The following is an 11,268-nucleotide window of genomic DNA, read 5'->3' as shown; positions in this document are numbered from 1 at the left end:
CATCTTATTCAAATATCAAAGACTTATCGTGATAAGCAATACAAAAAGCCTCATAAATATATGGGGCTTTGTGTTTTTATAACTAACAAATTTAAATTATCCTTATCAATTAGTTTATATACAAAATAGGGGCTATCCTAGATAACTTTACTTTAGACTCTCTCTAACCCAGTGTCTAATTAGCTTTAGTTGTTCTTTAGAATCACTGTGATTAAATTTCCACTCACACTCCTTTAAAAACAAGTGAAAATGCTCTCTAGGGATACCATTTATATGATTATGCTTCTTAGCGAATAACTTACTATGGTTAATTCTATAGTGTTTAAATTCTGAAACATCTAAGGATTATAGCTCCCAAAGGTATCTGTGTAAACGATACTATCAGGCTTAACCTTTTCTCTAATTATAGGTAATAAAGTATCACTCTTAGCATCTGGAACGATTACAGTATATACCTTACCATTCCTTTTAAGTAAGCCAAATACAGGGACTTTACCACCAGCTCCTCTACCTCGTTTTCCTTTAAGAGTTCCTCCAAAGTAACTTTCATCTACTTCAATTTCTCCAGCAAACATTTCTAAATGCTCACTGTTTTGATAAATAAGTAATCTTAATCTATGAAAATAATAGCTGGCTATAGTTTTATTTACTGATACTAATTCTGATGCAGTTCGTGCTGTACTTCCCGCTATAAATAACTCTATTAATTTGTCTTGTTTGTATGAACTTAATCTACTTTTTCTCATCAAAACCATCCTAACATAACTTAGTTATCTAGGATAGCCCTTCTTTATTAATAATAGTAGGAGATGCATATAGGTAAGTAGGATATGATAGCAATAATAGGTACATTAATAACTTCAGCTATGTGTAATTTTATTCTTTGCTTGCCAAAAAATATTCAAGAGCTTAATTAGTATTAGTGAAGATATATTAAGTATAATGAAAATATAAATAGAACGTAAGTAATCGGAAATGCAAATCTGGAGAATATATCTACCCTCTTAGCAAAGCTTTGTTTATCTAATTTTATCAGCCAGTATACGATTAGACTTTCTAGGACTGTTGAAAATAGAATAGTAAAGGATAGTAATAAGAAGCCGTCTGTGAAGGTTAGATAGTCAATATCTGGCATTTCCCCCTCAATCAAAAACTGGTATGCGATAACGGATAAAATCCCTATAAATGCTATATTTAACCTGTCTGATAATGCTTTAGTGTCCATCCAGAATACGGCCCACATTGCTAATACTAATAGTGTCAATGGGATTAATACTTTTAAGAGAATATTAGTAGGCTTTCTTTCCAATGAAATACTAAACTCTAGCATTGACACTTTCTCTGACTTTCCATAATAGTATTTTGTAGGATTTGTATTTACTAAATTAAAGTTAGTAAGGTGCCATTCTGCTATATTTACATTTGGATGGTCTTTAACGTAATCTTTAACAGTAATCCTATGATTTGGTTCTACTACCAATTTTACTTCGTTAGAGTCGTATCCAAACGGAATTATGTATGCTTTTAAGGTCTGCTTATCAAATGGGAATTTCTCAAGTTGCATAGGTGTTTCAAGATGTAGTGTTCGTTGTTCTGTATATACAACATTTCCATCAGGATAAATTTTTATTTGTCTTGCTTTTATTTGAGGAGACCCAACTTCATTTATTATTGATATTTGAGGTTTCCACCCTTCAAAAATTTCATCATATTGAAAGTCTCCTTGATATAAAATGTAAGGAGTTTTTTCTTCATTTGCATTAAACTTTAATCTTGGATCATTCCATCTGAATTTGAAAATAACATCAATTTGTAATTGCTCATTAACTTCATCTAAGCTTTGTATATCAGTAATGAATGCAGAAGTCTTTACAATTGTAGGTTCTTGTGGAGGAATACTGCCATATCCGAACATATTTTTATAATAAGCTAAAGATATAAGTAGTAAAAAAAATAATTTTAAAAGATTATTGTTAAGCATGATTACTAACTAGTTTTTATTCTTTATAGATATTTTACTAAACTAGTATATTTAAACCAAATTTTGATCAATATTAATTAATAAATATATTTTTGTATTTAATAGAATATGATTAATTGAATAATGTTGATTATTATATTGATAAAAGGCTTCATGATAGTAAACAATAAATTAGATCCGTTAAATGGGATTAAAACTAAAGCAAACAAAATATAAAAGCCATATTTTTGTAAATTACTATACTTATATGCTATGGCTTTAGGCAAAAAAGAAGCTACTATTTTACTACCATCAAGAGGAGGGATTGGTAGAAGATTTAGGATCATAAGCACAATATTAATCATTACGCCGTAAAAAGCCATTCCTTGTATATAGGGATATGAAGTTATATATTTTGCTATTATTGCCCATATTATTGCCATTAAAAAATTCGCTAGAGGGCCAGCAATGGCTACAAGAGCAATATCAAGTCTAGGATTTTTTAAGTTGCTATAATTTATTGGGACTGGTTTAGCCCAACCAAAAATAAAAGGAAATCCGGAAGCTAAAGATCCTATCAGCATTAACCCTGGTACTATGATAGTTCCAATTAAATCTATATGAGAGACTGGGTTTAAACTAACTCTTCCCAATTTATATGCAGTATTATCACCTCTATATTTTGCAATATAACCATGCGCAGCTTCATGTATTGTTATTGCAAATACTAATGGGATTATAGCCATTAGAGATGTTATTAAAATATGGTTAAGATCCATACGACATGTTTTAGAAATTTTAATTTTGCAATTATAGTTACTAGACGTATAAATATAAAGCTAAATAATTAAATTAATAAAAAAATCTAGAATGGTGCATATAAATACTTAATATTTAATATTTAGTGTGGTATAAATTTAAGTGTAGCCTAATTAATATTGAGTTTAATTAGATTTTATTAAATTTGTAAGGAGTGTTTGTATGAAAAAAATAATAACTGTAATTTTGGTATCTTTTGTACTAGCTTCATGTGTATCCACATATGAGCCTATGCCAGCAGATAAGCAATCTCAACAATAAAATGAGGAGACTATTATGAGAAAAAATATTCTTAGAGTAACAGTTATGACAGTACTTTCAATGATTTTGATGTCTTGTGTTGTCAAGCATGAGTGTCCAACTAAATTAGATGCAAATGGCAATAAGTATATGGACAGAAATGCCTGTGCACAAAATACATATTTACTAGGATTTATTCCGTTAGGTTAGATTCTTGGAGGCATAAAATGCTGATACTTAAATATTTTTTGACAGTATTTTCTTAAGATTTCTTTAAAAAGGTGTGTCCTATAAATTATAAGATTTTATCAATAAAATTAAACTTCTAAATTTGCTGTATAAAAGGCTTGTTGCAGATAATAAAGTAGGTAATATCCTATCTGTGGGGGTCGATTTGTGTTTCATTTTATTTATAGGAGACTCGTTATATGGCAAATCAATATTCGGGAAATTTTGAACAAATTGTAAAAAATAGATTCAACTGTTCAGCAAAAGAAGTTTTGTTAAAATGTCAAAGAGAAGGTTTAAGTTATCAGGAAGCTGAAAAGATTCTGGGATTTAAGCACGTAACTATTAGAAAGTGGGCGAAGAGATTTGATATTAAGTTGCCAGCTAGGTTTAGATTTGATGAAGATCGTTTTGGTCAAAGCAAAGAGATTGCTTATGTGAATGAGTGTAAGTCAAATAACATTAATAAGGCTAATATCTTTAGTCGTTGTTGGATAAATATGAATCTCTATTCGGCAATCAAAGCTAAATCCTGATTAACTGAAATTTCTGTATTATTTTCGCTTTGGCAAAATGTTATATTGTCATTAGGAGTTAAGATGATAACTGTTGAGCCAAAGTTGAACCAGCCAAGTGTATCTCCTTTTTTGAATTCTATATTAAAGTTGTCACTGTTGTAATCCCAAGTTTGTACATCTCTATAGTAGCTTGGGGCTACTTTGCCGTGCCAAACTGTTTCGATACCGGCAACAAGTAAAGCACCTACAAAAATCACTGCAACTTCACCAATTTCTGTATTGAAGTAACAAACTAATCTCTCATTTTTTGCAAATAAATTATCAACATTTTTTGCAGTGGTTTGGTTTACAGAAAAAAGCTTGCCAGGTATATAAACCATTTTTGTTAGCTTGCCATCGATAGGCATATGGACTCTATGATAATCTTTGGGAGATAGGTATATAGTTGCAAATTTTGTGAAATTGGTTGTTGAACTATCAGCTATTAGTGCCTTTAGTGTAAAAGTTTTTCCCTTAGCTTGAATTAAACTGCCATTAGTAATATTTCCAAACTCACTTAGAACGCCATCTGCAGGAGAGGAGATAACTTTTTTATCTGAAGATATAGGTCTTAATCCATCTTTTAATTCTCTTATGAAGAAGTTGTTAAAAGAAGAATATTTGTTTATATCAATTTCTTTAGCCTCATCTATATTGATTTTAAATTTTTTTATGGCTAAATTTATTAGATAATTTTTTAGATGTCTATTTTTTGATTCTGCTAGTCTACTAACTAGTCTCGATGTTAAAGAATGAGGGATTATATATTGTAGAAATATAAAAAGTTTATCTTTCATTGATCTTTTACTCTTGAAGCTTTTATTATTATTAGTATAGCACTGTGTTATAATGTTTAGTTAATTTAATTAGCTAGTTACTATATATTTGTAGATGAAAAAAAGTTTCCAAATTTTCATTTTAGTGAGTCTTGGTTTGTTGTTACAAAACTGTGCAACTAATGATGTAGATAATGATTTCACTGCTGAAAGTCTTTCTAATGAGAGCTTTAGCTGGGATATATTTAGAAATAGGAAGTATGAGTATGCTAAAGTTCAGGTTAAAGAAGAGCCTTCTTTGATAATTCCTACAGGTTTAAATGGTGAAAAAATCAAACCAGCTTTAAAGCTTCCTGATGGTGATGATAAGTACGCTAGGTCACAAGTTCCTAAAGCATATCAGCAGATGTTACCTCCAAATTATACAGTCAAGTTCGATATGGCTAAAATAATAAGTGATCAGATATCAAAAGTTTCCATAAGTGTTGTTTATGATGATTCTGGATCTTTGAAACTTGTATTTAGAGAGCCGTTATCTATAACCATAAATTTACTAGATGACTATTTCAAAGATCATCCTAGTAGTTATACCGTAACATCTGAGAAAGATGAGGTGTTATCGGGACATTTGATTACAGTTAAAGATGCTCAAAAAGATAGAATATTTGTTATTAAGGCACGTAAAATTGATGAGCTCTCTAGTTTAGTTAAGATAAATGCTGTCTTTACTGGAGATGGTCAGTCTCAAGCACCTGATCATATTTCAGAAGGTGTTAGATTACTAAGTGATATTCGTAAAGAATTAAATAATACCGAATTAAAAAGCGATAATAATCTAGAAATTGCTAAAAAAGCGGAGTTGGATATGGCGGCTTCTGAAGCTAATGCGAGTAAAGGGCAGTCAAGTTTAGGAGGATTGTTAGGTTCTGCTAAGAAGAGCAAGTTCGGTTTTGGTTCATATGATAGAACTATTGATAAATCTATACAGCAAGATGAGACAGACCAGATTCAAAATCAGATGAAAGATTATACTAAAATTACTGCGCCATCCGACAATAGTGTCTACGATAGTCAAGCACAAGCACAAGAGTTAAATACATAGGTGATGAATATGTATGATATTTCAGTTTTTATCGGAAGATTTCAGCCTTTTCATAAGGGGCATCTGCATAACATATTAGTAGCTTTGGAAAATAGTAAGAAAGTTATTATAAACGTAGGAAGTTCATTTAATGCTCCAAATATAAAAAATCCATTTTCATTTGAATTTAGAAGGCAGATGATTATTGAGGACTTAAAGGTAGCAGGTGTTGATTTAAGTTTAGTTGAAATTGAACCACTAGCAGATTATTTCTATCAAGAGCAAAAATGGGAAGAGTCTTTACGTCAAAATGTCTATAAGTACGCTAGGCTAGATGAAACTATAGCTATTGTTGGACATATTAAGGATGACTCTAGCTATTATATTAAGAGTTTTCCAGAGTGGGGATATATACCAGTAGATAATTATAAAAATTATAATGCCACAGAGTTTAGAAAATATTTTTATAAAGGCGAAATCCTTGATGAGTATATGTGTAGTCGAACACTAAATCAGGGAACATTTAAGTTATTAAATGCTTTTATGCAAAGCGTAACATATCAAGATCTGGTTGCTGAAAATAATTATGTTGTCGACTATAAGTATTCATGGAGAAATGCGCCTTATAAACCAAATCTAGTTACTGTAGATGCTCTAGTTATAGTAAATAATCATATTCTTCTAGTCCAAAGGAAAGGTTTTCCTGGTAAGGGGTTGTGGGCGTTACCAGGTGGATTCTTGGAGTGTGAAGAGACTATATCTCAAGCGATAGTAAGAGAGTTGTTTGAAGAAACAAATATAGATTTAAGTATTGAGCAATTATCTTTAGCAAAAAGATTTGAAAAAGTTTTTGACTATCCTGATCGTTCTGTTAGAGGTCGAACTATTAGTCATGTTGGTGTTTTTGTGTTGGAAGAATGGCCGAGTTTACCAATAATAAATGCCGCAGACGATGCTAATAAAGTTCAGTGGGTTTCTATAGATTCAATTATAAATAGTATGTATGATAGAATGCTAGAAGATCATTATCAAATTATCACAGTTCTGCTAGAAGAGTGTGGTGTATAGGGATATAAGGAGTTTTTTGTTATGAGTTTATCAGTTGTTATTTTAGCTGCAGGAAAGGGTTCAAGAATGAACTCTAATAAGCCAAAAGTTTTACAAACTTTAGCAGGAGAAACCTTAATTAGGCATGTGATAAATAGAGCTGAACCTTTAAAGCCCAGTAATATAATTGTTGTTACAGGTCATCTAAAAGAGATGGTTGAAGAAGAACTTACAGATAAAGGTGTTACCTTTGTAGAGCAAAAAGAACAGTTAGGAACAGGGCATGCAGTACTACAGGCCTTACCTCAGATTAAAGAGGATAAAGTCTTAATTCTATATGGTGATGTGCCTTTAATATCTACAGAAGTCTTGGCTAATTTGATTAAATCAGCAAGTAATGATCTAGCTGTTCTTACCGCTGTTGTAAATAATCCGACGGGACTCGGACGTATTGTAAGAGATAAGTTTGGTGCAGTAAGCCATATAGTCGAAGAGAAGGATGCTACAGATGGTCAGCGTCAGATCAAAGAGATAAATACAGGTATATATTGTGTATCTAGAGATCACTTGGAAAAATGGCTGCCTAATTTAGGCAATGCTAATGCACAAGGTGAGTATTATCTTACAGATATAGTAGCAATGGCAAGAGAAGATAATATTTCTATAACGGTAACTCACCCTGTCGAAGAATTTGAAATACAAGGTGTTAATGATAGAGTTCAACTTGCACAACTTGAAAGACAGTGGCAGAAACACATAGCTGAAGTGATAATGTCAAAAGGTGTGAGTGTCGCTGATCCTAATAGAATAGATGTGCGCGGTAAACTTGAGGTTGGCAAAGATTGTTGGTTAGATGTTAATGTAATCATTAAAGGTCACGTGAAGCTTGGAAATAATGTAGTAGTTGGAGCGAACTGTATTCTAAAAAACTGTACTATAGAGAATAATGTCAAAATAAAGGCTAATAGTATGGTTGACGGATCTATTATCCGTGAAGGAGCTATTGTTGGGCCTTTCGCTAGAGTTAGACCGGAATGTGATGTCAAGGAAGGTGCTGTTATTGGAAACTTTGTTGAAACAAAAAAAACTATTTTAGGAAAGGGATCAAAAGCATCACATTTGACATATTTAGGTGATAGTGAAATCGGAGCTAATTGTAATATTGGAGCAGGTGTAATAACTTGTAATTATGATGGAGTTAATAAGCATAAAACAACAGTAGGAGATTATGCGTTTATCGGATCTGATTCACAGTTAATTGCTCCAGTTAATATTGGTCCTGGTGCAACTATTGGTGCTGGATCAACTATTGCAAAAGATGTTCCAGCTGATAATCTTGCTATTTCAAGAGCAAGACAGCGTCATATTGATACTTGGCAGAGACCTGTCAAAAAAGACGATAAGTAAAAACTAAGGTATATAATGTTATGTGTGGGATAGTAGGTGCCAATTCTACAAGAAATGTTACAAATATTTTGATTGAGGGACTTAAAAAACTTGAATATCGTGGTTATGATTCTGCTGGTTTAGCAGTAGTTAATGATTATAATCAAATAGATATGTGTAAAGAAGTGGGTAAGGTTGTTGAGTTAGAAAATGCTGTTAATGACTTATCAGATTTCAAAGGTAATATAGGTATTGCCCATACTAGGTGGGCAACTCATGGTAAACCTTCAAAAGAAAATTCTCATCCGCATGCTTCGGAGAAATTTTGCATAGTACATAATGGAGTAATTGAGAATTTTGCTGAATTAAAAAGATCATTAATTAAAGAGGGCTATCATTTTAAATCAGACACTGATACTGAAGTTGTGGCTCATATATTAGATAGAGAATGGGATGATTCTAAATCTATTATTGAGAATATCAAGATTATAACTAAGCTTTTAAAAGGAGCATATGCCCTAGCAATAATTTCACAGAAGTTTTCTGATAAGATCGTTGCCGTTCGCTCAGGCTCTCCTCTAGTTATAGGAGTGGGTATTGATGAGAATTTTATTTCATCTGATACATTATCGTTATTGCCAGTTACTAATAGATTCTCTTATCTTGATGAGGGCGATATAGCTATTATATCTAAACAGGATGTTGAAGTCTTTGATAGTAAAGGAATACCTAAAAATTTAGAAGTTGAAGAATATAACTACTCATCTTCAAGTGCTACTAAAGACGGTTATAAGCACTATATGCTTAAAGAGATATATGAGCAACCAGAAGCTATATCAAATACTATCATGGCATCATTAAATGATGGTGAAATTAGTTTAGATAATTTTGATAGAAAAGCTCAAGAGCTATTTGAGAAAACTAAACATATAAGTATAGTTGCATGTGGTACTAGTTATAATGCTGGTATGACGGCAAAATATTGGATAGAAAAGTATGCAAAAATTCCATGTAGTGTTGAGATAGCTAGTGAGATTAGATATAGAAATAATATTGTTGTCGATGGTTCCTTATTTGTTAGTATATCACAATCTGGAGAAACTGCGGATACTTTAGAATCTCTAAGAAAAAGTAAAAAGCAGAATTATATTGGTAGTATGTGTATTTGTAATGTACCAAATAGCTCTTTAGTACGAGAGTCTGATATTGCTTTTATGACAAAAGCAGGTGTTGAGATTGGTGTTGCGTCAACAAAGGCGTTTACAACACAGTTAGTAGCATTAGCAATATTTACACTTGTAATGTCTAAATTGAAGGAAAGTTTATCAAATGGTGAGATTGTAAAATATACTAAAGAACTTAATGATATCCGCGCATTAGTTATGGGTGCATTGAAATTAGACCCTGAAATAGACGAGATAAGTGAATACTTCTCTGACAAAGAGCATACAATATTTTTAGGAAGAGGATTGTATTACCCAATAGCAGTAGAGGGCGCTTTAAAACTCAAAGAAATATCTTATATCCATGCTGAAGCTTATCCTTCAGGTGAGTTAAAACATGGACCACTAGCATTAGTTGATAAACATATGCCAATAGTTGCTATGGTACCTAATGATGATTTATTAGACAAAACGCTTTCTAATCTTCAAGAAGTTCACGCTAGAGGCGGAAAGCTAATTCTTTTTGTAGATAAGGAAATAAAAGATAAAGTTAGCTTTGATAATAGTATTGTCTTGGAACTAGATGGTGGACATGATTTTAGTGCGCCAATAGTATTTACAATACCACTTCAGCTTTTATCGTATCATGTAGCTATTATCAAAGGGACGGATGTCGATCAACCTCGAAACTTAGCTAAGTCTGTTACAGTAGAGTAATTCGATAGTAGACTCTTGAGCATATTTATTAAATTTTTATATAGTAATGTGAATTTATGGATTTTAATAAACCCCTCTCATCTGAAAATATCAAACTTGAAATAATGACTAGTGGAGATTTTGATAGGTTGTACAATGTAGCCAAAGATCCTGAAATATGGGTACAGCATAATGATAGATCTCGTAGTCAAGTAGATGGTTTTAGAAAGTATTTTGATGATGGTTTAAAAAATTCTCAAAATTGTTATCTAATTTTTCATAATAAAGAACTTGTTGGTTCTACTAGATACTATGAGTATGACTATATTAAAAAATCAATAAAAGTAGGTTATACATTCTATGCTAAAAAATATTGGGGTACAGAGCTTAATAAAAAGGTTAAAAAACTAATGTTAGACTATGCTTTTGAATCAGTCGAAAATGTACTTTTTGATGTTTGGTATAAAAACATTCGTTCGCAAAAAGCTGTGTCCAAATTAGGAGCTAAGCTTTGTGAGAATGATACTTCTCGTGAAAGACTAGTTTTTATATTAAATAAAAAAGATTGGGAAAATTTAAGAAATAATTAGATGTAAGCTCTTCTTTGAGCTATTCTAGCTCTTTTGATAGCTTGACGTTTTGCTATCTTTCTTTTTTCAGTTGGCTTTACGTAGTGCTGTCTATCTCTAAGCTCTTGCTTGATACCAGCTTTTTCGCAAGCACGTTTGAAGTTTCTTAGGCTTATGTCAAATGGTTTGCGCTCGTCTACTCTAATACTTGGCATTATAGTACCTCAATATTTATAGCTTCAGGGCCTTTTCTACCTTCTTGAGTTTCAAAAGTAACTTGTTGACCTTCAGCAAGTGTTTCGCCATTAAGTTTTGAAATATGTACAAATACATCTTTACCACCATTCTCAGGAGTGATGAAACCAAACCCTTTTTGATCGTTGAAAAACTTTACTGTACCTTGTGATTTATTATCCATTTTTATTCTCTTTAGTTATTTGTTTAGTTAGTTCTAGCACATTACTGCTAATTATTGTATGGATTTATGAAATGACAATTTAAGAGATTAAGCAAAAACTGAAATTAAATAGTCAGAGAAACTTACTCATAAAGATTCCCTCGTTCCTTACTGTATAGATTGTATTATAAAATAGTGCTAAAAGATACAATTTAGAATAAAATATCTCTGTACACGATAAAAAATATTGAAAGGACTGATTAAAGCCTTATATATTCATTATTTGCGAAAGATGAAAAAGTACTTTAATCAGCTAAGAGGAAGTCTATCTGAAATATTCAATTGGCAC

Annotated in this window: 12 protein-coding genes and 1 pseudogene; 7 read left to right on the top strand and 6 right to left on the bottom strand. The window is 31.7% G+C overall.

Going from position 1 to position 11,268, the window contains the following annotated elements; genetic code table 11:
- Nucleotides 1-147 precede the first annotated feature (147 nt).
- From F3D57_RS09615 to F3D57_RS09605, 3 genes and pseudogenes are all read right to left on the bottom strand, one after another.
- A pseudogene (locus F3D57_RS09615) lies at nt 148-746 on the bottom strand (IS1595 family transposase).
- Between the two features lie 173 nt (nt 747-919).
- Nucleotides 920-1,915, bottom strand: a complete 996-nt coding sequence (locus F3D57_RS09610; RefSeq protein ID WP_411961511.1) for a ligand-gated ion channel — start codon at nt 1,913-1,915, stop codon at nt 920-922.
- 164 nt (nt 1,916-2,079) lie between these two features.
- A complete protein-coding gene (locus F3D57_RS09605; RefSeq protein WP_013923619.1) occupies nt 2,080-2,739 on the bottom strand; it encodes a site-2 protease family protein in 660 nt (219 codons plus the stop codon).
- Between the two features lie 316 nt (nt 2,740-3,055).
- Between F3D57_RS09605 and F3D57_RS10265 the strand changes: the two genes are divergently transcribed.
- Together F3D57_RS10265 and F3D57_RS09595 are read left to right on the top strand one after the other, a co-directional pair.
- The gene (locus tag F3D57_RS10265) at nt 3,056-3,229 is read left to right on the top strand and encodes a hypothetical protein (RefSeq protein WP_191092385.1); all 174 of its coding nucleotides are present in this window, start codon (nt 3,056-3,058) and stop codon (nt 3,227-3,229) included.
- Nucleotides 3,230-3,447: 218 nt separating this feature from the next.
- Nucleotides 3,448-3,783, top strand: a complete 336-nt coding sequence (locus F3D57_RS09595) for a hypothetical protein (RefSeq protein WP_150466088.1) — start codon at nt 3,448-3,450, stop codon at nt 3,781-3,783.
- Here F3D57_RS09595 and asd read toward each other — a convergent pair.
- Nucleotides 3,756-4,601: an archaetidylserine decarboxylase gene (gene asd / locus F3D57_RS09590; RefSeq protein ID WP_150466087.1), complete on the bottom strand. Its 846-nt coding sequence runs from the start codon at nt 4,599-4,601 to the stop codon at nt 3,756-3,758. The two genes, F3D57_RS09595 and asd, sit on opposite strands and share 28 nt — an antisense overlap.
- Before the next feature lie 94 nt (nt 4,602-4,695).
- Between asd and F3D57_RS09585 the strand changes: the two genes are divergently transcribed.
- Genes F3D57_RS09585 through F3D57_RS09565 form a run of 5 tightly spaced genes read left to right on the top strand, consistent with a single transcriptional unit; the run spans nt 4,696 to nt 10,543 of the window.
- Nucleotides 4,696-5,682 carry a hypothetical protein gene (locus tag F3D57_RS09585; protein WP_149367907.1) on the top strand — a complete coding sequence of 329 codons (987 nt, stop codon included), beginning with the start codon at nt 4,696-4,698 and terminating at the stop codon, nt 5,680-5,682.
- A 9-nt stretch (nt 5,683-5,691) separates the two neighbouring features.
- Nucleotides 5,692-6,729, top strand: coding sequence for a bifunctional nicotinamide-nucleotide adenylyltransferase/Nudix hydroxylase (locus tag F3D57_RS09580; RefSeq protein ID WP_150466086.1), 1,038 nt, complete (start codon nt 5,692-5,694; stop codon nt 6,727-6,729).
- 21 nt (nt 6,730-6,750) lie between these two features.
- Nucleotides 6,751-8,115 (top strand): bifunctional UDP-N-acetylglucosamine diphosphorylase/glucosamine-1-phosphate N-acetyltransferase GlmU, encoded by a 1,365-nt coding sequence (gene glmU / locus F3D57_RS09575; protein ID WP_150466085.1) that lies wholly within the window; start codon nt 6,751-6,753, stop codon nt 8,113-8,115.
- Nucleotides 8,116-8,135: 20 nt separating this feature from the next.
- Nucleotides 8,136-9,974, top strand: a complete 1,839-nt coding sequence (glmS, locus tag F3D57_RS09570) for a glutamine--fructose-6-phosphate transaminase (isomerizing) (protein ID WP_150466084.1) — start codon at nt 8,136-8,138, stop codon at nt 9,972-9,974.
- A 56-nt stretch (nt 9,975-10,030) separates the two neighbouring features.
- Nucleotides 10,031-10,543: a GNAT family N-acetyltransferase gene (locus F3D57_RS09565; protein WP_150466083.1), complete on the top strand. Its 513-nt coding sequence runs from the start codon at nt 10,031-10,033 to the stop codon at nt 10,541-10,543.
- On the opposite strand, the gene rpsU is transcribed toward F3D57_RS09565, so the two are convergent.
- Both rpsU and F3D57_RS09555 read right to left on the bottom strand, forming a co-directional pair.
- On the bottom strand, nt 10,540-10,737 hold the full coding sequence (gene rpsU / locus F3D57_RS09560; protein WP_013923610.1) for a 30S ribosomal protein S21: 198 nt from the start codon (nt 10,735-10,737) through the stop codon (nt 10,540-10,542). The genes F3D57_RS09565 and rpsU overlap by 4 nt on opposite strands.
- Complete coding sequence (locus F3D57_RS09555; protein WP_004286368.1) at nt 10,737-10,940, bottom strand: cold-shock protein; 204 nt, start codon at nt 10,938-10,940, stop codon at nt 10,737-10,739. Before F3D57_RS09555 ends, rpsU begins: the two co-directional genes overlap by 1 nt.
- Nucleotides 10,941-11,268: the final 328 nt, after the last annotated feature.

Origin of the sequence: Francisella sp. SYW-2 (assembly GCF_008711475.1) — a bacterium.
GTDB classification, from domain to species: Bacteria; Pseudomonadota; Gammaproteobacteria; order Francisellales; family Francisellaceae; genus Francisella; species Francisella salimarina.
This window is presented reverse-complemented; position numbering and strand designations above follow the sequence as displayed.

Coding starts and splice junctions, on each gene's coding strand:
- F3D57_RS09610 (WP_411961511.1), bottom strand. CDS start 1,915: ATGTTCGGATATGGCAGTATTCCTCCACAAGAACCTACAATTGTAAAG.
- F3D57_RS09605 (WP_013923619.1), bottom strand. CDS start 2,739: ATGGATCTTAACCATATTTTAATAACATCTCTAATGGCTATAATCCCA.
- F3D57_RS10265 (WP_191092385.1), top strand. CDS start 3,056: ATGAGAAAAAATATTCTTAGAGTAACAGTTATGACAGTACTTTCAATG.
- F3D57_RS09595 (WP_150466088.1), top strand. CDS start 3,448: ATGGCAAATCAATATTCGGGAAATTTTGAACAAATTGTAAAAAATAGA.
- asd (WP_150466087.1), bottom strand. CDS start 4,601: ATGAAAGATAAACTTTTTATATTTCTACAATATATAATCCCTCATTCT.
- F3D57_RS09585 (WP_149367907.1), top strand. CDS start 4,696: ATGAAAAAAAGTTTCCAAATTTTCATTTTAGTGAGTCTTGGTTTGTTG.
- F3D57_RS09580 (WP_150466086.1), top strand. CDS start 5,692: ATGTATGATATTTCAGTTTTTATCGGAAGATTTCAGCCTTTTCATAAG.
- glmU (WP_150466085.1), top strand. CDS start 6,751: ATGAGTTTATCAGTTGTTATTTTAGCTGCAGGAAAGGGTTCAAGAATG.
- glmS (WP_150466084.1), top strand. CDS start 8,136: ATGTGTGGGATAGTAGGTGCCAATTCTACAAGAAATGTTACAAATATT.
- F3D57_RS09565 (WP_150466083.1), top strand. CDS start 10,031: ATGGATTTTAATAAACCCCTCTCATCTGAAAATATCAAACTTGAAATA.
- rpsU (WP_013923610.1), bottom strand. CDS start 10,737: ATGCCAAGTATTAGAGTAGACGAGCGCAAACCATTTGACATAAGCCTA.
- F3D57_RS09555 (WP_004286368.1), bottom strand. CDS start 10,940: ATGGATAATAAATCACAAGGTACAGTAAAGTTTTTCAACGATCAAAAA.